Raw genomic sequence first — 25,202 nt, 5'->3', positions numbered from 1 at the left:
CCCGTTTTCCAGTAGACCGTAAGGCTGCTCCGCTTAAGTGAACAGCATTACGGAGAAATCCGGGGTTTGTCGTTTCTCCCCACCCCGCTATCATTCGCGACATCTTCTGGGGGATTTGACTGATGCTCAATGGCCTGTGGCTTGGCTTTTTCATCGTGGCGGCCGTTTCGGCACTCGCGCAGTGGCTGATCGGCGGCAACGCCGGGATCTTCGCGACGATGGTGGAAAGCATCTTCGCCATGGCCAAGCTGTCGGTCGACGTGATGGTGTTGCTGTTCGGCACCCTGACCCTGTGGCTGGGTTTTCTGCGGATCGCCGAAAAGGCCGGGATCGTCGACTGGCTGGCCAAGGCGCTCGGCCCGTTGTTTTTGCGCTTGATGCCGGAAGTGCCGCCGGGCCATCCAGCCATCGGTCTGATCACCCTCAACTTCGCAGCCAACGGCCTGGGCCTGGACAACGCAGCGACACCGATTGGCCTCAAGGCCATGCGAGCGTTGCAGGAACTCAACCCCAGCACGACGGTGGCGAGCAACGCGCAGATTCTGTTCCTGGTCATGAATGCTTCGTCGCTGACCCTGTTGCCGGTGACCATCTTCATGTACCGCGCCCAACAAGGTGCGCCGGATCCGACGCTGGTGTTCCTGCCGATTCTGTTGGCGACCAGTTGCTCGACGCTGGTCGGCCTGTTGTCAGTGTCGTTCATGCAGCGTCTGCGGCTCTGGGACCCGGTGGTGCTGGCCTATCTGATTCCGGGTGCGCTGATATTGGGTGGGTTCATGGCGCTGCTGGCGACGCTCTCAGCCACTGCGCTGGCGAGCCTGTCATCGATCCTCGGCAACCTGACGATGTTCGGGATGATCATGCTGTTTCTGGTGATTGGCGCGCTGCGTAAGGTCAAGGTTTACGAAGCGTTCGTCGAAGGCGCCAAAGAAGGCTTTGACGTCGCCAAGAACCTGCTGCCGTATCTGGTAGCGATGCTCTGTGCGGTCGGCGTATTGCGGGCGTCCGGGGCGCTGGACTTCGGTCTGGACGGGATTCGCCATCTGGTGCAATGGGCTGGATGGGACACGCGTTTCGTCGACGCCCTGCCGACCGCGATGGTCAAACCTTTCTCCGGCAGCGCTGCGCGGGCGATGCTGATCGAAACCATGAAGACTCAGGGTGTCGACAGCTTCCCGGCACTGGTGGCGGCGACTATCCAGGGCAGTACCGAAACCACTTTCTATGTGCTGGCGGTGTACTTCGGGGCGGTCAGCATTCAGCGTGCGCGTCACGCCGTAGGCTGCGCACTGCTGGCGGAACTCGCCGGGGTGCTGGGGGCGATCGGGGTTTGCTACTGGTTCTTTGGATAAGCTCGGTTCGTAAGGCCGCCTCGGTCCCGTAGCAGCTGGCGCAGCCTGCGTTCGGCTGCGCAGCAGTCGCAATCCGGCGTGTCTTATCTGACTGACGGACCGCGTTGAAGGATTTTACGGCCGCTACGCGGCCGAACGCAGGCTGCGCCAGCTGCTACAAGGAGTTTGCGGCGCTTTTGCCGGACACGTTCTTCTGCCCCTGCTCTACCGTCCACGCAATCACCTGCGCCGTGAGCGTGTCACTCGCCTGACCGAAACCGGCCACCACTGCGGGCACCTTCACATCGCTTAATGGCTGGCGCACTTCGAAGCGTCGGCTGGCGAGGATCCGCTGGTCATTGCCACGCACCAGCAGCGCATCCAGGCTAATGACCACTTGCGCGGCGTTGCCTTGGTATTCCGTCTGGAACGCCTGCAGATTCCCACCCAGCTCCAGGTCCGTCTGCAAATTGCTGTCGTCGGTGCTCAGCAGCTGCACGCGGCCGTCCTGTGCAAAGCCTGTGAGCAGCCGATTGCGCAGCAGGATCGGCGTCGGGTCGCTCCAGCGCGAAGCCTTGTAGCTGCTGATCAGATCGCCTTGAGGGATCACCGCAATTTTGGCGCTATTGAGCACGTCACTCGCCTGGGGTTTGGCCAGACGCAGAGACCAAGGCACAGGATTGGCACGCGTCGACGACGCAGCACTCGGCACGGACGGCAGGCGATAAACATCCAGCGGGTCAGCCTTGGGTAATATCGAGCAGGCACCGGTCAACGCGAAACTCGCCAACAGCGAGCAATGGGCGAAGGTGCGGTAGACAGGCTTCATGGTGTGAACTCCTTATCCTTGTCGCCACCCAGCAAGTAACCGCTGGGGTTGGAGTCCAGGCGACGAGAGATGGCGCGTAACGAACTCAGGGTGTCGCGCAACTCACGTATGGCCGGGGCCAGGCCGTTGAGCCCCTGCATGCCGTTATTCAGCGCATCCTGATTGTCTGTCAGCAAGCTGTTGATGGTCGCGCTGCTCTGCTCCAGCGACTTCATGGCTTGCTCGGCACTGCCGAACATCTGTTTACCTTGATCGTTGAGCATGCCGTTGGCGTTGCGCATCAGCGCAGAGGTCTGCTCCAGGGTGGCGCTCGCCTGTTTGCCAACCGACGCCAGCTGTTGCATCGCCTGGCGCAGATCCCCGCGCTGTTCGGCAACGCTTGCGGTGGTTTGCTGCAGATTCTCAAGGGTGCCGCTCAACCGATCGACGTTTTCCGGCGACAACATCTGGTTGGCGTTATGCAGCAACAGGTTGACGCTGCTCATCAGGTCATCGCTGTTGTTCAGCAACCGCGAGATGGGGGATGGCGAGGCGACGATCTCCGGCAGATTGCCGTCCTTGCCTTCCAGCTCCGGGCTTTGCGGGGTGCCGCCGCTGAGCTGGATGATCGAGGTGCCGGTGATGCCGGTCAGCGCCAGTTTTGCCTGAGTGTCTTCCTTGATCGGCGTATCGCCGCCCAATCGAATGCGTGCCAGTACCCGGCGCGGGTCTTTGGGGTCGAGGCGCAAACTCACCACGTCGCCGACCTTGATCCCGCTGTACTGCACCGCGCTGCCTTTGGACAGGCCGCTGACCGCCTCATTGAAAACCACCTCGTAGTCCTTGAAGGCGGTGTCGACGCTGGACTTGGCCAGCCACAGACCGAACAGTAAAGCACCGGCCACCACCAATACGGTGAACAGGCCGATCAATACATGGTGGGCTCGGGTTTCCATGTCATACCTCGTTGAGCTGTGAAGCGGCTGAAAGCGCCGCGCGGCCGCGTGGGCCATGGAAGTATTGGTGAATCCATGCGTCGTCGGTTTCCGACACGGTGTCGATGGTGTCGGCCACCAGCACTTTTTTCTGCGCCAGCACTGCCACCCGATCAGTGATGGTGTACAGCGTGTCGAGGTCGTGGGTAACCAGGAAAACGCTCAATCCCAATGCATCGCGCAGCGTCAGGATCAGTTGATCGAACGCTGCAGCGCCGATTGGATCAAGGCCGGCGGTCGGCTCATCGAGGAACAGAATGTCCGGGTCCAGGGCCAGGGCGCGGGCCAGCGCCGCGCGTTTGATCATGCCGCCGGACAGCGACGCCGGGTACTTGTCCGCAGCCGACAGCGGCAGACCGGCCAGGGCCAGTTTCACCGCCGCCAGATGTTCGGCATCGTTGCGACTCAGGCCGGCGTGCTCGATCAGTGGCAGGGCGACGTTTTCGGTCACGGTCAGCGAAGAGAACAGCGCGCCCTTCTGAAACAGGACGCCGAAGCGTCGCTCCACCATCGAGCGCTCATGCTCCGACAGGCTCGGCAGGTTCTTGCCAAATACCTTCACCACGCCTTCACTGGGCCGGCGCAGGCCGACAATGCTGCGCAGCAACACCGACTTGCCGCTGCCGGAACCGCCGACCACGGCGAGAATCTCGCCCTTGTACAAATCCAGGTCGAGGTTTTCATGCACGCTCTGGCGACCGAAGCGATTGCACAGCCCACGGACTTCGATCACCGCCTCGCAAGGCTCACGGGGTAAACGACTCACCAGCCCATCTCCATAAAGAACAACGCGGCCACCGCGTCGAGCACAATCACCACGAAAATCGATTGCACCACGCTGGAGGTGGTGTGGGCACCGACGGATTCCGCGCTGCCGCTGACCTTGAAGCCTTCCAGGCAACCGATAGCGGCGATCAGGAAAGCGAAGATTGGTGCTTTGACCATGCCGACCAGAAAATGTTGAACGCCGATGTCCGATTGCAGCAAAGAGAGGAACATCGCCGGCGAGATGCCCAGCGATATCGCGCAGACCACCCCGCCTCCGACAATCCCCGAGAGCATCGCCAGAAACGTCAACATCGGCAGCGCCACCAGCAATGCCAACACCCGTGGCACCACCAACAGTTCCATCGGATCGAGGCCTAACGTGCGGATTGCGTCGATTTCCTCGTTGGCCTTCATCGAGCCGATTTGTGCGGTGAAGGCACTGGCGGTGCGCCCGGCCATCAGGATTGCGGTCAGCAGCACACCAAATTCACGCAGGAAGGAAAACGCCACCAGGTCCACGGTAAAAATGCTCGCGCCAAAACTGGCAAGCACCGTGGCACCGAGGAAGGCCACCACCGCGCCCACCATGAAAGTCAGCAAGGCGACGATGGGGGCGGCGTCGAGGCCGGTTTGTTCGATGTGCGCGACCATTGGCGTGATCCGCCAGCGCTTGGGGCGAAACAGGCTGCGAGCGATGGTTTCCAGAATCAGCCCGACAAACCCCAACAGTTGCAGGGTGTCCTGCCAGATCGCATCAACCGCGCGCCCGATGCGCGTCAGCAGCTGAATGCCGACACTGATTTCGGGTTCTTTGACGGGGACGCAGAAGTCGGTCAGCGAGCAATAGACCGTTTGCAGCAGCGCGCGGTCGGCTGCGGACAGGCTGCAATCGGGGTGTTCGGCGGACTTGCCGAGGCGCTCGGCACCGAGCAGCTCGACCAACAGCGAGGCACCGGCGGTGTCGAGTGCGCCGAGACCATTGAGGTCGATGGGCGTGCGGTCGTCGTACTGGCCTTTGAGGGAGTCGCTCAGGCGCTTGAGGTCGGCGTAGTGGGCGAGCGTCCAGTCCCCCGTGACCCGCAATTGTGCTGGGGTGTTCGAAGTATCGAGTTGGGCACTGCCGGCCATCATGCTGCTGGTCATAATCTCCGAGCTTGTTTGGCTGATCCGCAGTGCTACGTAATAGCACGATCCCGGTTATTTTGCCTCGCTCGGCGCAACTGTGTTTTGACCCGAGTCGGTCACGTCGAAACGCAGCACGCCGATCATTTGACCGTCTTCGGTGAGTACCTGGACCTGCCAGTCGCCGACCGGATTACCCGGGAAGTTCTGTTTGTGGCTCCAGGCCCGGTAACCTTCCTTGCGTCCGCCATGGATGTCCAGCGCAATGCGGTCGACCTCTGCACCGTTGAATTTCCAGACGTGGTAGATCCGCTCATCGAGCCCGCGCGGGGCGTTGATCGCGGTGTAAGCGTAGAGGCCGTCCTTGCGCAGTTGCGCGACAGTGACTTCACCGAGGCTGTCGCCGGGCGTACGGTCCTGCAGTTGCGTGCTGATCGCCACTTCGGTCATCCACAGGGTGGCCGGCGGTACCCAGGAGCGCAGCAACCAGCCGGCGCAGCCGATGGCGAGGGTGATGCCGAGTACGCTCAGACCGCCGCGGATCGTGCGAATCGGAAAGATCGACGCCAGGCTCGGAAAGGACAGCAGCATGGCGGTGCCCAGTGCCAATTTGAAGCTCTGCGCGGTGGTCAGGTTCAGGATGATCGGCAATGCGGTCAGCAGTGCAGCGAACAGGGTCAGGGTGTGCATTGCCAGAAACAGCCAACGGCGTGGGGCCAGCCATTTGTAATACAGCGGGTCGGTGATCGAAATCAGCGCCGCCGCCCCGAGCAGTCCGGTGAACACCAGTTGCCCACTGTTCCAGGTGGTGGTGATGAAAAAGAATGGCAGGACGAAAAACAGACTTTCCTGATGGATCATCTGCGTCGCGTAGCGCAGCAGCGGCTGTGGGATTTCGCGCTTGAAAACTTTGGCGAACAGCTCTGTCAGGCTGTTTTCCAGCATCAGCCAGACCCAGCTGACCAGCATGACGATCGCAATCCAGGTCGCCAGGCTTTGTTGGCGGTCGACCAGAATGAAACTGCCGACCCCCGAGATGAAACCACCGAGCGCAATGACCCCAGGATAGCGCTTCATCAGTTCGAGGATGCGCTGTACGTAAAGGGTCAGGATAGGCATTCGGCAGTTCGCAATGGTCGTAGGGAAAAACCCCGACAGGATACCGCTGGCACTCTGATGTTGCGAGAAAGCATCAGGCGATGCGCAATCCCGTAGCAGCTGGCGCAGCCTGCGTTCGGTTGCGAAGCGGCCGTAAAATCAGACACCACGTTTTTTCAGGTTAACCGTGAAGGCAGGATTCACGACTGCTGCGCAGCCGAACGCCGCCTTCGGCAGCTGCTACGGGGATTGTGGCGTTTTCACTTTTTGTGGCGAATACGCCAGCCCATCAGCACCATCAACCCCAACACCCCGGCCAGCAACCACAGCACTTCGTCATAACTGAGCAGTGGCTTCTCGATCCGAATGTAACCCTGCTCTTCGAGCAGTTTGTGCAGGGCTTGGTTGGCCTGGTCCAGAGTGACCGCTTGCAGGCGTTTGGCCGGGTCGTCGAAATGTCCGTCCTCATAGTCACCGATGGCACTCCAGTAATAGTCGGCCAGCCCGCTGTTGCCTTGCACGGCCCAGGCCTGTCGGGCGATGGCGGCCTGTTTCAGGCGCTCGAAGCCAGCGGGGTCGAGGCCGTTCTTGAGCAGATCGGCTTTCAGATCCTCGAGTACCTGCCGCGCTTGTGGCAGATCATCGCGTTCCAGGTCGGCGTTCAGGCTGAGGAAACCGACGCCGCCGAACACCTCGCGTTCTGCCCAAGGCCCGTAGGACAACCCGTGTGCCAGACGCAACTGACGGTATAGCGCCCAGTCGAGGTAGTCCTTGAGCAGGTCGAATGTTTCGTCGTACTGATCGTCGAGCGCCGGCTCCGGGAACAACCAGTGCAGTTTGGCGCCACCACCGACCCAGCCGTGGATCAGATTGCGTTCGTCGAGCGCCGGGTGCTGGATTTCCGGCAGCGGCAAATGTTCGGTGGGATCGATGGCTTTGAGCTCGCCATAGGTGCGCTCCAGATACGCCGGCAGCAGGCGATCGAGCTCACCAACAATAATCAGCGTCATGTTGTTCGGTGCGTACCACTCCTTGCGCAGCTTCTCCAGTTGTTCGCGGGTCAGGTGTTCTACCTGGGCGCGTTCCGGGCACTTCAGGCCCAGTTCTACCGCCAGCTGATTGCTTGCTGTATGGCCCAGGTCCTGGCGGTCGAGCCAGCGCTGCAAGTGGGAGTAATGGCCGCCGTCTTCGCGTTCGACCACCTGTTTGGCCGCGCTGATTGCGTTGTCGTCGATTCGGGTTTGGGTCAGCAGCGCCAGCAACAGATCGAGGACTTTGCGTTGATTGTTTGCCGGGGTTTCGATGACGAATGTGGTGTCGGCGTTACTGGTGTAGGCGTTCCATTCGCCGCCCAGCGCCTGCATGCGCTCCTCGAGCCCGCCTTCGCCGCTGGCGTCGATGCCGCTGAACAGCAAATGTTCAAGCAGGTGTGGCAGCTCTTTGTCGGCGCAGGCGAAGTCGTCGAGGCCAACACCCACCACCAGACGAATTGCCACATGACCGCGTTCGCTGCCGGGCTTGAGCAGTAATTGCAGGCCGTTGGGCAGCCTGTAACCTTCGACCTGAAAGCGATCCAGGGCAAACGAGCAGGTGGAACCCAACAGCAGACACGCGAACAACAGACAACGCATAACAACTTTCCTGGCGGGTAAATGCAGGCACAAAGGTTTGCCTTCAGCCTTTTAAGTGACTCCCTTCGACGCTAGACGTTCAGGGTGAATGGGTGATGTCAGACATTTCGTCGGCGGTCAATGCACCGGTTTCGGCGGTTTCCAGGACCACATAGGCGCTGCCGCAGAACAGCGAGTTCAAGCGTCGCATGTCGGCAATCAGCTCCAGATGCAGCGAACTGGTTTCGATACTTTGCATGATCTTACGTTGCAAGCGGCTGACATGGGCGTGGGCCAGGCGTCTTTCCTGTGCACGGAAGCGACGTTTCTCACGCAGCAGTTGTCGGGCGCTTTCCTTGTCGGCACTCAGGAACACCGACAGCCCCAGACGCAGGTTGGCGATCAACTGATGGTGCAGCCCGGCCAGTTCTTCCAGGCCAACCTCGGAAAACGAGCGTCGTTGCGAGGTCTTCTGTTGCTGGACCTTGCGCAACATGCGTTCGATCAGATCAGAGGCGAGCTTCAGATTGATCGCCAGTTCGATGATCTCCGCCCAGCGCCGGCTGTCCTGTTCGCTGAGGTCTTCGCGGGGCATCTGCGCCAGATAGAGTTTGATCGCGCTGCACAGCGCTTCGACGTCATCGCTCAAGCGGCGTACTTCCTGAGTGACGGCGGTTTGCTTGCCCCGCAACACATCGAGCATGGCTTCGAGCATGTTGTCGATCAGGTCGCCCATGCGCAGGGTTTCCCTGGCGGCGTTGGCCAAGGCCAGGCTTGGCGTGGCAAGGGCCGTCGGGTCCAGATGACGTGGTTTGGCCTGACCATTGATTTCCGGCGGCTCCGGCAACAGCCAGGCACAGAGCATGGCCATCGGGCCGACGCTGGGCAACAGCAGCAGACAACGCACTGTGTTGTAGAGCAGATGAAAGCCGATCACCAGGCCTTGTGGGCGGTAATTGAGTTTGTCCATCCAGTGCACCAGCGGGCCGAGCACTGGAATGATCAGCAACAGACCGATCAATTTGTACAGCAGGCTGCCCAACGCCACCTGACGCCCGGCGGCGTTCTGCATGCTGGTGCTGAGAAACGCCAGGACACCGCTGCCGATGTTGGCGCCGATCACCAGACCGATGGCCACTGGCAGGCTGATCACTCCGGCACCGGCGAGGGTTGCGGTGAGCAAGACGGCAGCGAGGCTGGAGTAGGAAATCATCGCGAACAGCGCGCCGACGAGGGCATCGAGCAGAATGTCGCCCGTCAGCGAGGCAAACAACACTTTGACGCCGTGAGCGTGGGTGATCGGATCGGCCGCTTCGACGATCAGTTGCAGCGCGAGAATAATCAGCCCCAGGCCGATGCCGACCCGGCCGAGCTGGCCCGCACGCGTCTGTTTGCGTGAGAGAAAGAAAATCACCCCGAGGAAAATCAGCAGCGGCGAAAGCCATGACAAATCGAGGGTCAGGACCCGCGCCATCAGAGCGGTACCGACGTCGGCGCCGAGCATGGTCGCCAGGGCGGGCGTCAGTGCCATCAAACCCTGGCCGACAAACGAGGTCACCAGCATCGCCGTGGCGTTGCTGCTCTGGACCATGGCGGTGACGAGAATCCCGGCGATGAAGGCCAGCCAGCGTTTGGACATGTTCTGGCCAATGACATGGCGCAGGTTCGAACCGTAGACCCGCAGGATGCCGGTTCGGACGATGTGCGTGCCCCAAATCAGCAAGGCTATCGCAGACAGTAAATTGAGCAGGGTCAGCATACTGGGCCCCCTGAATGAATAGCGCCCCAATGGAGCAAGTTGACGGTGCCGCTACGTTCTACGTTCTGTACTTAAGCTGTAGTTGGCTAACGGTCCGGGCGCCAGCATCGCATAGCTAAAGAGTCGATTGAAACAAAGCTGTCATGGAGACAGCTTCATGCAGACGTGAAAAAGGGGCTCGTAAGCCCCTTCTTCTTCAGCGCATTCGGGTTATTGACCCGGGATGTCCTTGCGCAGTTTTACGGGCTCCTGTTGTTTCTTCTTTTTCGCGATCGCGGTGCGCATCTTGATGTTGATCGCTTCCACGGCCAGCGAGAACGCCATGGCGAAGTAGACGTAGCCTTTTGGTACATGCACACCGAAGGCTTCGGCGATCAGTACGGTACCCACCACCAGCAGGAACGACAGTGCGAGCATTTTCAGCGACGGGTGCTTGTCGATGAACTCGCTGATCTTGCCCGAGGCCATCATCATCACCAGTACCGCAACGATGATCGCAGCCACCATGACCGGAACATGGGACACCATGCCGACCGCAGTGATAACCGAGTCCAGAGAGAACACGATGTCGATGATCGCGATCTGGATGATGGTGTAAAGGAAGTTGCCGCCCTTGCCGCTTGGCCCATCGTCAGTCTCGTCTTCACCTTCCAGTGCGTGAAACATCTCCTGGGAGCTTTTCCACAGCAGGAACAGACCACCGAAGAACAGGATCAGGTCTCGCCCGGAAATACCCTGACCGAAGAGCACGAACAAGTCGGCGGTCAGACGCATGACCCAGGTGATCGACAGCAGCAAGAGGATCCGCGTGATCATGGCCAGCGCCAGACCGAAGATCCGGGTGCGTGCCTGCATGTGCTTGGGCATGCGGCTGACGAGGATCGAGATCATGATGATGTTGTCGATGCCCAGAACGATTTCCAGGGCGGTCAGCGTGAAGAAGGCAACCCAGATTTCAGGGTTGGTCAGCCATTCCATGTGTATTCCTTTGAGCGAGTGTTAAACCACGACGCCAGCATTTAGCTGGCGGCGCGGTGAGTTGATGCCGTTACAAGGTGCTGAACAGCGGGAAAATCCCCATCAGCAATGCAGCGACGAGTATGCACATGCAGACCAGTACTGCCCACTTCAGGGTAAAGCGTTGGTGGTCACCGAATTCGATCCCGGCCAGTGCTACCAGCAAGTATGTAGACGGGACCAGCGGGCTCAGCAAGTGGACGGGTTGGCCAACGATCGAGGCACGTGCCATCTCCACGGCGGTGATGCCGTAGTGGCTGGCGGCTTCGGCCAGAACCGGCAATACACCGTAATAAAACGCATCGTTGGACATGAAAAAGGTGAACGGCATGCTCGCCAGTGCGGTGATCACGGCCAGGTACGGGCCCAGGAAGTCCGGGATCACGGCCAGCAGACTTTTCGACATGGCATCGACCATGCCGGTGCCGGTCAGGATACCGGTGAAGATACCAGCGGCGAAAATCAGCCCGACCACCGACAACACGCTACCGGCGTGGGCTGCCACGCGGTCTTTTTGCTGTTGCAGGCATGGGTAGTTAACGATCATCGCGATACTGAACGCGACCATGAACAGTACCGGCAGTGGCAGCAGGCCGGCGATCAATGCACACATCAGGGCAAGGGTCAGGCCACCGTTGAACCAGATCAGCTTCGGACGGCGAGCATCCGGGAACTGCGAAACGCTGATTTCGCTGTGGTCGATTTCATCGCCCACCAGGTGCAATTCACCCAGACGCGCACGCTCACGTTTACCGTACAGGTAGGCAATCGCCAGGATTGCCACCACACCGGCGAGCATCGCCGGGATCATCGGCACGAAGATGTCCGACGGGTCGACATGCAGCGCACTGGCGGCACGCGCGGTCGGGCCGCCCCATGGGGTCATGTTCATCACGCCACCGGCGAGGATGATCAGGCCGGCCATGATCCGCGGGCTCATGCCGATGCGGCTGTACAGCGGCAGCATAGCGGCCACGCAGATCATGTAGGTGGTGGCGCCGTCACCGTCCATGGACACCACCAGGGCCAGCACGGCGGTGCCGACGGAAACCTTCAGCGGGTCGCCCTTGACCAGCTTGAGGATCTTGCGCACGGCCGGGTCAAACAGGCCGGAGTCGATCATCAAGGCGAAATAGAGGATGGCGAACATCAGCATCACCCCGGTCGGGGCCAGCTTGGTGATGCCTTCGAGCATCATCGGGCCGATCTTCGGGGCAAAGCCACCGAACAGGGCGAACAGGATCGGAACGATGATCAGAGCGATCAGCGCGGAAAGGCGCTTGGTCATGATCAGGTACATGAACGTAATGACCATGGCAAAGCCAAGGAAAGTCAGCATGGGAATACTCCAGGCGTAGCGCGGCTAGGGAATGGCGAACCGGATGGGGGTTAGCGCAGAACGGAAAGCACGAGGCGTACGGGGGGAGTCGGGGCAAACAGGCGGGTACGAGCGGACATCAGAATCACCATTGTTGTTGTTAATTGGGCCGGGCGAACGTTGCGACATTCGTTTGGCCAACCGGTCTGTTGCCGGCAGTGCGGGCGATCCTAATCGGCAAACCTTTCAGCCAGCTTTCGCTGGGTAAACACCGGACGAGATGTTCAAGGTGGGTGGACGCGGCTAAATGTGTAAGGTCAAAAGATCGCAGCCTGCGGGTGATCGACGTAAGAGCTGCCGCAGGCTGCGATCTTTTGACTTAAGGCAACTCCAGCCCACCGGCCGCCTTATGCAAGGCTCGCAGGTGCTCGCCCAGCTGTTTGATGTTGGCCTCATTCGCCGCGATCTCGGCGGCTCGGCCTGGCTCAAGCAGCGCCCTGACCTCTTTATCCAGATCGCCGGTCAACACCTGCAATTTCTTTTGCCGAGAGCTACTTTCCGACTCCAGGCGTTTCCATTCATTAGGCTGTGGCAGGCCGTACCCGCCCCTGTCGAGCAGTTCTGCCGGACGACTGAGGAAACCGCTGTTGGCGAGAATCTGCTTCAAGGTCTGATTGGCCTGGTCCATGCCGCCGTTTTTCAGCTCGCGGGCATCCAGGTAACGTTGCTTCACTTCATTTTGGGCCAGCAGCAATTGCTGACGGAAACTGGCTTGCTCCAGCAACAGCAGAGCCGCGCTGGTGCGCAGGTCGGCCTGCTGAAACCACGGGCGACGTTCTGCGGCAGTCAACGCCATCCAGTCTTCAACCTTGTCCTGTTTGATCGGCAGGCGCTTTTTCAGCACCTCGAACATCGCTTGATAGCGATCGCGGAACGAGTCGAAGCGATAGCCCAGACGCAAGGCCTCGCGTGGATCGTCGAGCACACTGGTGTCCGCCAGTCCACGGGCCTTGAGTAGCTCCAGCAAGCCGTTGGGCATGATGCTGTCCAGGCCGACCAGCTGTGGATTATTACTGCCACTGCGCAGCAGCTTCAGGCTCTCGACCGCACAGTTGTTGGACAGGAAGAAGTAGTTGCCGTCGTAGCTCCAGTGCATCTCGGCGGCGTGTTCGACCACTTCTGCAATTTCGTTGCGTGACAGATTGAGCGGCACCGAGGCCAGGCTGCGCAGTTCGGTTTTGGTGTATTCGTCGATGACTTGCGACAGCGGCAACACGAAGAGTCGCGATGGGTACTTCCCGACCAGACCATCCCAGCTCGACAGTTGTACGTCACCGACAAAGGCGCGGTAGGACAGCACCAGGGAATACTCCAGATCCAGTCGACAGTCCGGCCCGCGTGGGCGACCGGGTGCGCAGATCACCAGCCGCAACATGCTGTGACCCCAGCGGCTGACCAGATTCTGGTTGGCTTCGGCCAGCAGGTAATCGATGGAGTAGACGCGCTCCGGATCGACCTGGCCGAGCGGTTGTTTGGCGAAGTCGTTGCCGGCGTTCAGGAAGGCGAAGGATTGGGCGCATTTGTCTTTGGCCGGCGGAGCCCAGCCGAAGTGCTCCTGGTAATAACGGTACAGCGCCGGGCGGCGGCAGGCGTAACTCGGGTCGAGGAGGAAGTACTCCATGTTGACCGCGACGAATTCCTTGGGGCTGCTCGTCTCGTAGAGGTCCGGGCTGCGGGAGATTTGTCGATTGTGCTGTTCGCGTTCACCGCGTCGGCCGACGTATTGCGGCCAGCCGGCAAGGTCCAGCAAGCGCGGGTCATCGCTCAGGGTGAAACGACGGTCAATCTGGCCACGGCATTGATCGGGAATGCCGATCAGGCCCGAGCTGTTGTTCTGTCGCGTACAGCGCTGGATCAGCAAGCGCTCGGCACTTGTCCACAAGCGCGCGCGGTCATAAATATGCGTGAGTTCATGCAGCACCGTGGCGAGCATTTCCCGGCGTACGGTGCCGTGGGGGCGATTGGTTTTTTTCGTCGCGGCGCTGCCGTCGGTGAGGCCGGCCAGCAAGTTGCGATTGAGGTCCACCTCAGATACCAGAGACGCCTCTCCGTAGGCGTTGCCGGGCATTTCGTCGGTCCAGCCAACATCAATCCGGCGGTCCAGTTGCTCGATGAAACGCGGCGGCAATGCTTGCATCGCTTCATCCAGCAGTGCCTGGCTGGCCTGTTGTTCTGCCGGGCTCAGACCGTCGGTCTTGAGGCGTAATTGCAGGCTGGCCTGAGCCGTGCTGCACAGCAGCAATACGGCCCCGGCCAACAGCCAGGCTGCTAACGTTCTCACAGTGCGAGGATGGCTTCGGCGAGTACCTGATCACTGGCGTCGCGGGCTTCCGGCACGCGGGTGCGCAAGGTGTCGAAGGCAGCTTCCAGATGTGCGCCACGGATATCGCCATTGCTGGCGACAAAACTGGCCGCGTCATCATGGGCTTCGCGCACGACTTTCAGGTCACGAATCGAGGTGGTGGTGTCGGAGGTGAAATCGAGTGTGCGCCGGGAGGCACGGATGATCATATTACTGGTGGCTTCCAGGGTGTGTGCCTGGGCCACGTCGGCCAACAGCAACAGGCCAAGGGTGGCAGCAATCAGCGGGCTACGCATGGAACGACTCCGGAAGAACGGGATAACTATTGGACGAGAATTGCCTGTGCCAGTTCAAGGTCGCTGGCATGAAGTTTTGGCTGGGTCTGACGTAGGTAAACCAGCGCGGACTCCAGTTGCGCTCCTCGCAGTTGACCGTCACTGGCAATGAACGCCGCCGCATCATCGTGGGCAGCGAGTAGCAGTTTATGGTCGAAGGGCGCGGAGGTCACCTTGCTTGTCACATAAGTGGTGACGACGAGGTTCTGCGTAGTCAGGTCCAGAGCATGGGCCGGGCTGATCCAGCAGGCAGTGATAAACAGGGATGTGATAAATGGTTTTGAAAGAAAAGGCATGAGACTCGACGGCTGGAAACGAGCCTCAAGGCTAGCGTAATGCCCGGGCCAGAGCCAGCGCTGAAGAAACGGGGCCCATTGTGAGAGCCCCGTTTTCCGACGTCGATCAGATGGCCAGAATGGCTTGGGCCAGCTGTGCGTCAGTGGCTTTCAACTGTGGCGCCTGCGTGTGGATGTAGTCGAGAGCACTTTCCAGGCGGACGCCACGGATGGCGCCTTCGCTGGCCACGAAACTGGCAGCGTCATCACGGGCGGCGCGAACGATCTTCTTGTCCCGCAGCGAAGACGAGAGGTTGGTTGTGGCGTCGGAGCTGTCCTTGAGTGCACCGACGACAGTGTCAGTGGTGATAATGAAGCTGGAGGCATGCGAATTGGCAGCCACGGCCAGCAGTGCTGCAGCGCTGAGCAGACGAAGACGGGACATGGGGTAACTCCTGTGAATAAACCATAAATAGTGACGCCAAGAATAACGTCGGGCAGCCACTGCGTGATGCGTAACGTCTGAGAGATCAGACGTACCCTGCGCAGGGCTCGCCACGTTGTCTTCGGATATTAGGCCGTAGTTCAACCGATCGAATAGCCCTGTTACCCCATCTAGACACCGTTAGCGCCAAAAAGGTTTGTCCAGTTCGACCAGTCGATCAGAGTGGCTGATACCTATGTCAGACAGCTGCTGTTCATTAAGTTGCGCCAGCTGACTGCGGCTGCGCACTCTTTCCATGCTTCGACCGATAGCGGCGATCAACTGTGCCATACGCGTGAGTAAAGAGGGCCGGCGAGTACGCGGGAGCGAAATATCAAGTAACCGATTCATGGTGTATTCCTCGCGGAGGGGCTGATTAAACAGCCTTGGGACACCATGTTGGTCGCTTCGCCGTCGCTAGAGCAGTTACACCAGTGTTAAATTGTACTGGCTCAGTTAAGTATTTGTTGAAACTGTACCTGTCATGCGACTGCCCTTCTGTACCAGCTGTTTTTCAGCCCTGAAACGACAAAACCCGTCGTGGTTTCCCACGACGGGTTTTGTGTGTGCAATTCGGGGTGCTGGCGGTGGACCCGGTGGGTCAGGGCCAGCGACGCTAACTTAGCGCCAGAACGGCTTGCTCAGCTCTTCGTAGCGTTGTGCTTCGCTAATCCCTGCGTCAGCCAGCAGACGCGAATCCAGACGAGCCAGTTGGTGGCGGCTGGAGATGCGGCGCTGCCACAGCATCAGGTTGGCGATAACGCGAAGAGGCATGGAAGCCTGGGTTTTTACAGCGTTGTCTTCGAAGAACATTTCGGAACTGAGTGTACGTTCCATGGTTGACATCCTTCCGCTTATGGCGGGATTAGGTAGTGGTTTAACTGATGCCAATGATCCTCTCGTTTGGCCAGTCTCTCTAGATACAGTTCACCTGTATTGTGAGGGACCAGTTAACTGTTAATAGGTGCTGTACTGCTCGAAAACGAGGCAACTGTACCTGTCTGCGCTTTAATGGTGCGTTTTTGGTTGTTTGACTCGGATATGTAGGCAATTACGGTAGGAAATGACCGGTACAGCAGTACAGTTTTTGAAGGATATTGGGTTGGCAGTGGCGAGCTGACGGAATTGTGTTTGCGTCAGCTGCCATCTGTATCAATCACACGGCGAGCATTCTGCCGGTTTCTTCCAGGTTCATGTGCCAGCTGAGGGCATCGCGCAGGATGTGCGGGGTGTGTCCGCCGACGGCGCAGGCCGCCTCGAAGTAGGCATTCAGTGCTTCGCGGTAGTCCGGGTGCACGCAGTTGTCGATCACTACCCGCGCCCGCTCCCGTGGCGCCAGGCCACGCAAGTCGGCAAGGCCGATCTCGGTAACGAGGATGTCGACGTCATGCTCGGTGTGGTCAACGTGGCTGACCATCGGCACCACGCTGGAAATCGCCCCGCCCTTGGCAATCGACTTGGTGACAAAGATCGCCAGGTGCGCGTTGCGGGCAAAGTCGCCGGAACCACCGATGCCATTCATCATCCGGGTACCGCAGACGTGGGTGGAATTGACGTTGCCGTACAGGTCGAACTCCAGCGCTGTGTTGATACCGATGATGCCCAGGCGACGAACCACTTCAGGGTGGTTGGAGATCTCCTGCGGGCGCAGCACCAGTTTGTCCTTGTAGCGATCCAGGTTGCCGAACACATCAGCATTGCGACGGCTCGACAGGGTGATCGAGCTGCCCGAGGCGAAGCTCAGTTTTCCAGCATCGATCAGGTCGAAGGTCGAGTCCTGCAGGACTTCGGAGTACATGGTCAGGTCTTCGAACGGCGAGTCGATCAGGCCGCACATCACCGAGTTGGCGATACTGCCGATACCGGCCTGTAGCGGGCCGAGCTTGTTGGTCATGCGCCCTGCTTCCACTTCCTGCTTGAAGAAGTCGATCAGGTGATCGGCGATGGCCTGAGTGTCGCTGTCCGGCGGCAACACCGTGGACGGCGAGTCGGACTGATTAGTGATGACGATGGCGACGATCTTTTCCGGCGGTATCGGGATCGCGGTGCTGCCGATGCGGTCGTCAACCTTGACCAGCGGAATCGGCGTGCGGGTCGGACGGTAGGTCGGGATATAGATGTCGTGCAGACCTTCCAGGTTCGGGTTGTGCGCCAGGTTGATCTCGACGATCACCTGTTTGGCGAAAATCGCGAAGCTGGCCGAGTTGCCGACCGAGGTGGTTGGCACGATGTGGCCTTGTTCGGTGATCGCCACCGCTTCGATCACAGCGATGTCCGGCAGCTTGAGTTGCTGGTTGCGCAGCTGCTCCACGGTTTCCGACAGGTGCTGATCGATGAACATCACTTCGCCGGCGTTGATCGCCTTGCGCAGGGTGCTGTCGACCTGAAACGGCATACGGCGGGCCAGCACGCCGGCCTCGGTCAGCTGTTTGTCGAGGTCGTTGCCCAGGCTGGCGCCGGTCATCAGGCTGATCTTCAGCGGCGTGACCTTGGCGCGTTCGGCCAGTGCGTGGGGCACGGCTTTGGCTTCGCCGGCGCGGGTGAACCCGCTCATGCCGACGGTCATGCCGTCCTGAATCAGAGCGGCAGCGTCAGCGGCGCTCATTACCTTATCCAACAACGAAGGCAAGCGGATACGATCACGGTACATGGATTGTTATCTCGGGCAACGGAAGCAAGATACGCAGTCTAGTGATTTCAAAAAAAATCGCCCCGCGACCATGGTCGAATGCTGGCCCCTGATTTAGAGCCTTTGGTCGGTTTTCTGCAGGCAATAAAAAACCCCAGCCTACTAAAGGCCGGGGTTTTGGGTATTGCGTTGGAGCAGTCTTTACTCGACGGCTTTAACCATGTCTTCGATGACCTTCTTGGCGTCGCCGAAGACCATCATGGTTTTGTCCAGGTAGAACAGTTCGTTGTCCAGACCGGCATAGCCGCTGGCCATCGAGCGCTTGTTGACGATGATGGTCTTGGCCTTGAAGGCTTCGAGAATCGGCATGCCGGCGATTGGCGATTTCGGATCGTTCTTCGCCGCCGGGTTGACCACGTCGTTGGCGCCGAGCACCAGCACCACGTCGGCCTGGCCGAATTCGGAGTTGATGTCTTCCATCTCGAACACCTGGTCGTAAGGCACTTCAGCCTCGGCCAACAGCACGTTCATGTGACCAGGCATACGACCGGCTACCGGGTGGATCGCATACTTCACGGTCACGCCACGGTGGGTCAGCTTCTCGGTCAGCTCTTTAAGCGCGTGCTGCGCCCGTGCTACTGCCAGACCGTAGCCTGGAACGATGATCACGGTATCGGCGTTGGTCAGCAGGAAGGTTGCGTCATCGGCCGAGCCGGATTTCACCGGGCGGGCCTCTTTCGAGCCTGCCGGCCCGGCCGCGTCTGCGTTGTTGCCGAAGCCACCGAGCAGTACGTTGAAGAACGAACGGTTCATCGCCTTGCACATGATGTACGAGAGGATCGCACCGGACGAACCGACCAGAGAACCTGCAATGATCAGCATCGAGTTGTTCAGCGAGAAGCCGATCCCCGCCGCTGCCCAGCCGGAGTAGCTGTTGAGCATCGACACCACGACCGGCATGTCGGCGCCACCGATCGGGATGATGATCAGCACGCCGAGCACGAAGGCCAGGGCCAGCATCAGGGCGAAGGCGCCGAGGTTACCGGTCGACATGAAGGTGATGCCCAGACCCAGTGTCGCCAGGCCCAACAGCAGGTTCAGTTTGTGCTGACCGCCGAACTGTACCGGTGCGCCCTGGAACAGGCGGAACTTGTACTTGCCCGACAGCTTGCCGAACGCAATGACCGAACCGGAGAAGGTAATGGCACCGATGGCCGCGCCGAGGAACAGCTCCAGGCGGTTACCGGCCGGGATCGAATCGCCCAGCTGTTTAACGATGCCCAGCGACTGCGGCTCGACCACGGCGGCGATGGCGATGAACACGGCAGCCATACCGATCATGCTGTGCATGAAGGCGACCAGTTCCGGCATCTTGGTCATTTCAACGCGCTTGGCCATGATCGAACCGGCGGTGCCGCCGATCAGCAGGCCGACGATCACGTAGCCGATACCAGCGGTGGCCAGCTCAGAGCCAAGTTTGAACACCAGGCCGACGGTGGTGACGATGGCCAGTGCCATGCCGAGCATGCCGTACACATTGCCGCGCCGCGACGAGGTCGGGTGCGACAGGCCTTTGAGGGCCTGGATGAAGCAGATCGACGCGATCAAGTAGAGCGTCGTTACGAGGTTCATGCTCATTACTTGGGCGCCTCTTCTTTTACGGCTTTCGGGGCTTTTTTCTTGAACATCTCAAGCATCCTGCGGGTCACCAGGAAGCCACCGAACACGTTGACCGCAGCCAAAGCCACAGCGAGGGTGCCCATGGTCTTGCCCAGCGGCGTCACGGTCAAAGCAGCGGCCAGCATGGCGCCGACGATCACGATCGCCGAAATGGCGTTGGTGACCGCCATCAGCGGCGTGTGCAGCGCGGGTGTAACGTTCCAGACCACGTGATAACCGACATAAATCGCCAGCACGAAGATGATCAGGTTGTAGATACCGGGGGAGATAAGCTCTTCCATCGTCTGAATCCCTGCTTAGGCGTTTTTGCGGATGACTTGGCCGTCGCGGCACATCAGGCACGCGGCGACGATGTCGTCTTCTAGGTTGATCTGGAATTGGCCTTCGGGTGTGAAGACCAGCTTCAGGAAGTCCAGCAGGTTGCGGGCGTACAGCGCCGAGGCGTCTGCACCAACCTGCGCTGCCAGGTTGGTTGGGCCGGCAATAGTCACGCCATGAGCGACGATCACCTGGTCGGCCACGGTCAGCGGGCAGTTGCCGCCTTGCGCAGCGGCCAGGTCGATGACTACCGAGCCTGGTTTCATTTGCGCAACGGTTTCAGCGCTCAGCAAAACCGGTGCCTTGCGGCCGGGAATCAGTGCGGTGGTGATGACGATGTCGGCTTGCTTGGCGCGCTCGTGCACGGCCAGGGCCTGACGTTGCATCCAGCTGGCCGGCATGGGGCGTGCGTAACCGCCGACACCGACGGCACATTCACGCTCTTCATCGGTCTCGTACGGGACGTCGACGAACTTGGCGCCGAGGGATTCGATCTGTTCCTTCACGGCCGGACGCACGTCGGACGCTTCAATCACCGCGCCCAGACGCTTGGCGGTGGCGATCGCCTGCAAGCCAGCCACACCGGCGCCGAGGATCAGCACGCGAGCGGCCTTCACGGTGCCTGCAGCCGTCATCAGCATCGGCATGAAGCGCGGATAGTGATGGGCGGCCAACAACACGGCTTTATAACCGGCAATGTTGGCTTGCGAGGACAGCACATCAAGGCTTTGCGCGCGGGAGGTGCGCGGCGCCGCTTCCAGGGAGAACGCGGTAATGCCGCACTCGGCCAGTTTGGCAATGGTTTCATTGCTGAACGGGTTGAGCATGCCAACCAGCACGGTGCCGCTTTTGATCAGGGTCAGTTCACTGTCGCTGGGTGCGACGACCTTGAGAATCAGCTCTGCGCCAAATGCATCGTTGGCGCTGCCAATCATTGCGCCTGCCGCTTCATAAGCACTGTCGACAACGCTGGCATTAATGCCGGCGCCGCTTTGCACAGTGACTTTATGACCCTGGCCGATCAGCTTCTTGATGGTTTCCGGGGTTGCAGCAACCCGCGTTTCACCGGTCTGGGTTTCGAGAGGAACACCAATGTGCACGTCAAATCTCCTGCTTGATCTTATTGCTTTCGATCTTTCTTAGAAGGCCAGCGCACTGCGGAGGGTGCGGCTGGGGCGGCCGATCAGCACGATCCCGCCGTATTTCGGGCGGGGCGCGGCATTTTGCAGGCGAACTTTGTGGCCTTCAAGGGATTATGATGGGTGACGGAAAATTAACTACAAGTCACCCTGTGACCGAATGTCGCAAGCGACCACTGCAATCCCTTGTAGGCCGTGTCTTGTAAGGATTTCTGCCGAAATTCGAGAATTTACACATCGGCGCTGTGAATGACGCAGTATTGCTTTGAATCAGAACCTCAAAGCCACGCCGTTAGGCGCTTGTGGGACGATTGTGCCTCCTGAGGGTACAGTCTGCTGAAATGCGACAATAAGTTATATCTGTAGTGCTTTGATTTTACTGACTACGAGGTCAGCTAATAGCGTATAAGCCCTGCCCTTCTAGGTTGTAGCTATGTGCCTGGTTAACCAGCCAATCGCGAAATGCGCGTAAAGAGGCTGATTCGACCTTTCGGTCAGGAATCATCAGGTAATAGGCCTTGATGCTCGACAGGGCCTGAGGGTTGGCAATCACCAGTCGTTTCTCCGCCAACTCACGCTGAATCAGGAACGGTGGGATCAATGCGATACCCATGTCATGCATCGCTGCCTGAGCCAGCATGGAGAATAGCTCGTAACGCGGACCTGTCATGTCGCGGGGGACATTAAGGTGCTGTGAGTCGAACCACTGGCGCCAGGCGTAAGGGCGCGTGGTCTGTTGCAGTAGCGGCAGGTCGGCAATCACTTCGGCGGGCAGCTGTGTGCGATCCCCGAGTAATGCCGGGCTGCACACCGGCATCGGATTCTCGCCCATCAGCCTGTGGGATTCGGTGCCGGACCAATCGGCGTCACCAAAGTAGATCGCGGCGTCAAAGTCGGTGTCGGCAAACAGAAAGGGGCGCGTGCGGTTGGTCAGGTTGACCGTGACTTCCGGGTGTTGCTGCTGGAAGTCCTTGAGCCGTGGCAACAGCCATTGAGTACCGAAGGTTGGCACAACCGCCAGTTCGATGACATTAGCGCCCTGCTGGCCCATCACCGACAGCGTGTCTCGTTCAACGGCATCCAGTTGCGTTGCGACGCGTCGGCTGTAGGAAAGCCCCGCCTCGGTCAGTTTCACTCCGCGTCGCGAGCGTCGGAACAGTTCAACGCTGAGGAACTCTTCCAGGCTGGCGATCTGTCGGCATATCGCTCCTTGGGTCAGCGATAGTTCTTGAGCAGCCTTGGTAAAGCTCTCGTGGCGGGCTGCCGCTTCGAAACTGATCAGCGCGGCAGTGCTGGGTATCTTCCTGCGCATGTACGGCAACCTCACTAATAGTTTGCATAGATGCCGTTTAAGGCTGTTACGGAGTGAGAAATTAGCACAACAGTATGCAAAATCCTCGTTTGCCCAATACGGAAGCGGCGCCTAGGATCACTCCACGATATTTGACCTACTTCGCGAGGACTCTCTCATGGCCGGTAAAGCTAGCTTCAACTGGATCGATCCCCTGCTGCTGGATCAACAGCTCACCGAAGAAGAGCGCATGGTGCGCGACACCGCTGCTCAGTTTGCTCAGGACAAACTGGCGCCACGTGTTCTGGAAGCTTTCCGTCATGAGAAAACCGACCCGGCGATCTTCCGTGAAATGGGCGAAATCGGTCTCCTGGGTGCGACCATTCCTGAGCAGTACGGCGGCAGCGGTCTGAACTATGTCAGCTACGGCCTGATTGCCCGTGAGGTCGAGCGCGTCGACTCCGGTTATCGCTCGATGATGAGCGTGCAGTCTTCGCTGGTCATGGTGCCGATCAACGAGTTTGGTACCGAAGCCCAGAAACAGAAGTACCTGCCGAAGCTGGCTACCGGTGAGTGGATCGGTTGCTTCGGTCTGACCGAGCCGAACCATGGTTCCGATCCGGGTTCGATGATCACTCGTGCACGCAAAGTGGAAGGCGGCTACAGCCTGACCGGCAGCAAGATGTGGATCACCAACAGCCCGATCGCCGACGTATTCGTGGTTTGGGGCAAGGATGATGCCGGCGATATCCGTGGCTTCGTTCTGGAGAAAGGCTGGAAAGGCCTGAGCGCTCCGGCGATCCACGGCAAGGTCGGTCTGCGCGCCTCCATCACCGGCGAGATCGTGATGGACAACGTATTCGTTCCCGAAGAGAACATCTTCCCGGATGTCCGCGGTTTGAAAGGCCCTTTTACTTGCCTTAACTCTGCACGTTATGGCATCTCCTGGGGCGCTCTGGGTGCGGCCGAGTTCTGCTGGCATACCGCTCGCCAATACACACTGGACCGTCAGCAGTTTGGTCGGCCTTTGGCTGCCACCCAGTTGATCCAGAAGAAGCTGGCGGACATGCAGACTGAAATCACTCTGGCCTTGCAAAGCTGCCTGCGTCTGGGGCGCATGAAAGATGAAGGCACGGCCGCCGTCGAAATTACCTCGATGATGAAGCGCAACTCTTGCGGCAAGTCGTTGGACATCGCCCGTATGGCTCGCGATATGTTGGGTGGCAATGGCATCTCCGACGAGTTCGGTGTTGCGCGTCACCTGGTCAACCTTGAGGTGGTAAACACCTACGAGGGTACTCACGACGTTCACGCGCTGATCCTGGGTCGCGCGCAGACCGGTCTCCAGGCGTTCTATTAATAGGAGAGCGGCCATGGGTGCGTTATCGCATTTACGGGTACTGGATTTATCGCGGGTACTGGCCGGGCCTTGGGCCGGGCAGATCCTCGCGGATCTCGGCGCCGAGGTTATAAAGGTCGAGCGCCCGGGCAATGGCGATGACACTCGCGCCTGGGGGCCGCCCTTCCTTAAGGATGCTTATGGTGAGAACACCAGCGAGGCCGCCTATTACTTGTCGGCCAATCGCAACAAACAGTCGGTGACCATCGACTTTACTCAGGCCGAAGGTCAGCGTCTGGTTCGTGAGCTGGCGGCGAAGTCCGACATCCTGATCGAGAACTTCAAGGTCGGCGGTCTGGCGGCCTATGGGCTGGACTACGAGTCGCTCAAGGCGATCAACCCGGATCTGATCTATTGCTCGATCACCGGCTTCGGCCAGACCGGTCCTTATGCCAAGCGTGCTGGCTATGACTTCATGATCCAGGGGCTGGGTGGTTTGATGAGTCTGACCGGCCGCCCTGAAGGTGATGACGGTGCCGGGCCGGTGAAGGTCGGCGTGGCGCTGACGGATATTCTGACAGGGCTCTACTCGACGGTTGCGATCCTGGCGGCGTTGGCGCATCGGGAGCATGAAGGTGGTGGTCAACACATCGACATGGCGTTGTTGGACGTTCAGGTGGCGTGCCTTGCTAACCAGGCGATGAATTACCTGACTACCGGCATTGCTCCCAAGCGCTTGGGCAATGCTCACCCGAACATTGTTCCCTATCAGGACTTCCCGACAGCGGATGGTGATTTCATTCTTACGGTGGGGAATGACGGGCAGTTCCGCAAGTTCGCCGAAGTGGCTGGTCAGCCGCAGTGGGCGGATGATCCTCGGTTTGCGACGAACAAGCTTCGTGTTGCGAATCGTGCGGTGCTGATTCCGCTGATTCGTCAGGCTACGGTCTTCAAGACTACTGCCGAGTGGGTGGTGCAGTTGGAGCAAGCGGGTGTGCCGTGCGGACCGATCAACGATCTGTCGCAGGTATTTGCCGATCCACAGGTTAAGGCGCGCGGTTTGGCAATCGAGCTTCCTCATGCGCTGGCCGGGTTGGTGCCGCAGGTTGCCAGTCCCATTCGCCTATCCGAGACGCCGGTGGAGTACCGTAGCGCCCCTCCTCTATTGGGTGAGCACACGCTCGAGGTTCTACAGCGAGTGCTGGGTCTTGAGGCTGCCGCCGTTGCTGCTTTCAAAGAAGCTGGAGTGCTCTGAAGGTTCCTTCTATATAGAAGCCGTGTTTTCCCTTCTCTATATAGAGGGGAAAATGCTGTTTTTTCGGCTTTCTGCAACTCATTGATAGAAAAGCCAAATTAAGTGTTGACGGCAGATTCTGGAAGTCTATAATTCGCCCCACTTCCGGCGCAGTCGAAACGGAAAACTCCTTGGTAAACAAAGAGTTACGCGGTTTTCGACAGCGGTTACGCTTCAGTTCATCGAGGCCCGAAGGAGTTGATAAGGCAGTGTGTTTTCGCCTTGTTGAC

The 25,202-nt window shown here is 59.4% G+C and carries 24 protein-coding genes; 3 read left to right on the top strand and 21 right to left on the bottom strand.

The features are described 5' to 3' along the window. The first annotated feature begins 122 nt into the window (after positions 1–122). A complete protein-coding gene (locus tag BK659_RS24435; RefSeq protein ID WP_123427870.1) occupies positions 123–1,352 on the top strand; it encodes a nucleoside recognition domain-containing protein in 1,230 nt (409 codons plus the stop codon). A 154-nt stretch (positions 1,353–1,506) separates the two neighbouring features. Here BK659_RS24435 and BK659_RS24430 read toward each other — a convergent pair whose 3' ends face one another. The 20 genes from BK659_RS24430 to BK659_RS24335 all read right to left on the bottom strand — a co-directional run bounded on the left by BK659_RS24430 (position 1,507) and on the right by BK659_RS24335 (position 22,360). Next, positions 1,507–2,160, bottom strand: coding sequence for an ABC-type transport auxiliary lipoprotein family protein (locus tag BK659_RS24430; protein ID WP_123427868.1), 654 nt, complete (start codon positions 2,158–2,160; stop codon positions 1,507–1,509). Continuing rightward, a complete protein-coding gene (locus tag BK659_RS24425; protein WP_123427866.1) occupies positions 2,157–3,095 on the bottom strand; it encodes an MlaD family protein in 939 nt (312 codons plus the stop codon). The genes BK659_RS24430 and BK659_RS24425 overlap by 4 nt, the downstream gene beginning before the upstream one ends. A gap of 1 nt (position 3,096) precedes the next feature. Further along, complete coding sequence (locus tag BK659_RS24420) at positions 3,097–3,900, bottom strand: ABC transporter ATP-binding protein (RefSeq protein WP_123427864.1); 804 nt, start codon at positions 3,898–3,900, stop codon at positions 3,097–3,099. Beyond that, the gene (locus tag BK659_RS24415; protein ID WP_123427862.1) at positions 3,897–5,045 is read right to left on the bottom strand and encodes an ABC transporter permease; all 1,149 of its coding nucleotides are present in this window, start codon (positions 5,043–5,045) and stop codon (positions 3,897–3,899) included. The genes BK659_RS24420 and BK659_RS24415 overlap by 4 nt, the downstream gene beginning before the upstream one ends. Positions 5,046–5,099: 54 nt before the next feature. Then, on the bottom strand, positions 5,100–6,143 hold the full coding sequence (locus BK659_RS24410) for a DUF5924 family protein (protein ID WP_123427860.1): 1,044 nt from the start codon (positions 6,141–6,143) through the stop codon (positions 5,100–5,102). Positions 6,144–6,382: 239 nt separating this feature from the next. Then, positions 6,383–7,753: a M16 family metallopeptidase gene (locus BK659_RS24405; protein WP_123427858.1), complete on the bottom strand. Its 1,371-nt coding sequence runs from the start codon at positions 7,751–7,753 to the stop codon at positions 6,383–6,385. 79 nt (positions 7,754–7,832) lie between these two features. Next, positions 7,833–9,491 (bottom strand): Na/Pi cotransporter family protein, encoded by a 1,659-nt coding sequence (locus BK659_RS24400; protein WP_123427856.1) that lies wholly within the window; start codon positions 9,489–9,491, stop codon positions 7,833–7,835. A 210-nt stretch (positions 9,492–9,701) separates the two neighbouring features. After that, a complete protein-coding gene (locus tag BK659_RS24395) occupies positions 9,702–10,469 on the bottom strand; it encodes a TerC family protein (protein WP_123427854.1) in 768 nt (255 codons plus the stop codon). A 70-nt stretch (positions 10,470–10,539) separates the two neighbouring features. Then, positions 10,540–11,847: a CitMHS family transporter gene (locus tag BK659_RS24390; RefSeq protein WP_123427852.1), complete on the bottom strand. Its 1,308-nt coding sequence runs from the start codon at positions 11,845–11,847 to the stop codon at positions 10,540–10,542. 358 nt (positions 11,848–12,205) lie between these two features. Then, positions 12,206–14,167, bottom strand: a complete 1,962-nt coding sequence (locus BK659_RS24385; RefSeq protein WP_123427849.1) for a DUF7844 domain-containing protein — start codon at positions 14,165–14,167, stop codon at positions 12,206–12,208. Further along, positions 14,164–14,484 carry a DUF2388 domain-containing protein gene (locus BK659_RS24380; protein ID WP_019694505.1) on the bottom strand — a complete coding sequence of 107 codons (321 nt, stop codon included), beginning with the start codon at positions 14,482–14,484 and terminating at the stop codon, positions 14,164–14,166. The genes BK659_RS24385 and BK659_RS24380 overlap by 4 nt, the downstream gene beginning before the upstream one ends. Before the next feature lie 26 nt (positions 14,485–14,510). Next, positions 14,511–14,819: a DUF2388 domain-containing protein gene (locus tag BK659_RS24375; protein WP_123427847.1), complete on the bottom strand. Its 309-nt coding sequence runs from the start codon at positions 14,817–14,819 to the stop codon at positions 14,511–14,513. 106 nt (positions 14,820–14,925) lie between these two features. After that, complete coding sequence (locus tag BK659_RS24370) at positions 14,926–15,243, bottom strand: DUF2388 domain-containing protein (RefSeq protein ID WP_123427845.1); 318 nt, start codon at positions 15,241–15,243, stop codon at positions 14,926–14,928. Between the two features lie 180 nt (positions 15,244–15,423). Then, on the bottom strand, positions 15,424–15,633 hold the full coding sequence (locus BK659_RS24365; protein WP_123427843.1) for a DUF1127 domain-containing protein: 210 nt from the start codon (positions 15,631–15,633) through the stop codon (positions 15,424–15,426). Positions 15,634–15,903: 270 nt separating this feature from the next. Then, positions 15,904–16,119 (bottom strand): DUF1127 domain-containing protein, encoded by a 216-nt coding sequence (locus BK659_RS24360; protein WP_054594973.1) that lies wholly within the window; start codon positions 16,117–16,119, stop codon positions 15,904–15,906. A gap of 319 nt (positions 16,120–16,438) precedes the next feature. Beyond that, positions 16,439–17,932 carry an acetyl-CoA hydrolase/transferase family protein gene (locus tag BK659_RS24355; RefSeq protein ID WP_123427841.1) on the bottom strand — a complete coding sequence of 498 codons (1,494 nt, stop codon included), beginning with the start codon at positions 17,930–17,932 and terminating at the stop codon, positions 16,439–16,441. Between the two features lie 180 nt (positions 17,933–18,112). Then, entirely contained in the window at positions 18,113–19,549 is a 1,437-nt protein-coding gene (locus BK659_RS24350) for an NAD(P)(+) transhydrogenase (Re/Si-specific) subunit beta (protein ID WP_123427840.1), read from the bottom strand. Then, positions 19,549–19,872, bottom strand: coding sequence for an NAD(P) transhydrogenase subunit alpha part 2 (locus BK659_RS24345; RefSeq protein ID WP_003187010.1), 324 nt, complete (start codon positions 19,870–19,872; stop codon positions 19,549–19,551). Before BK659_RS24345 ends, BK659_RS24350 begins: the two co-directional genes overlap by 1 nt. 15 nt (positions 19,873–19,887) lie before the next feature. Beyond that, the gene (locus tag BK659_RS24340; protein WP_123427838.1) at positions 19,888–21,009 is read right to left on the bottom strand and encodes a Re/Si-specific NAD(P)(+) transhydrogenase subunit alpha; all 1,122 of its coding nucleotides are present in this window, start codon (positions 21,007–21,009) and stop codon (positions 19,888–19,890) included. 430 nt (positions 21,010–21,439) lie between these two features. Then, the gene (locus BK659_RS24335) at positions 21,440–22,360 is read right to left on the bottom strand and encodes a LysR family transcriptional regulator (RefSeq protein ID WP_123427836.1); all 921 of its coding nucleotides are present in this window, start codon (positions 22,358–22,360) and stop codon (positions 21,440–21,442) included. A 157-nt stretch (positions 22,361–22,517) separates the two neighbouring features. Between BK659_RS24335 and BK659_RS24330 the strand changes: the two genes are divergently transcribed. Both BK659_RS24330 and BK659_RS24325 read left to right on the top strand, forming a co-directional pair. Further along, positions 22,518–23,699 (top strand): acyl-CoA dehydrogenase, encoded by a 1,182-nt coding sequence (locus BK659_RS24330; protein ID WP_123427834.1) that lies wholly within the window; start codon positions 22,518–22,520, stop codon positions 23,697–23,699. A gap of 13 nt (positions 23,700–23,712) precedes the next feature. Then, complete coding sequence (locus BK659_RS24325) at positions 23,713–24,933, top strand: CaiB/BaiF CoA transferase family protein (protein WP_123427831.1); 1,221 nt, start codon at positions 23,713–23,715, stop codon at positions 24,931–24,933. Here BK659_RS24325 and BK659_RS27860 read toward each other — a convergent pair. After that, the coding region (locus BK659_RS27860; RefSeq protein WP_221178171.1) for a hypothetical protein at positions 24,911–25,202 on the bottom strand (292 nt) is incomplete at its 5' end. The genes BK659_RS24325 and BK659_RS27860 overlap by 23 nt on opposite strands.

The sequence above is a fragment of the Pseudomonas brassicacearum genome (assembly GCF_003732225.1).
Lineage (GTDB): Bacteria > Pseudomonadota > Gammaproteobacteria > Pseudomonadales > Pseudomonadaceae > Aquipseudomonas > Aquipseudomonas brassicacearum_E.
Note: the sequence above shows the minus strand (reverse complement) of the source record. Positions and strands in the feature narration are given on the sequence as shown.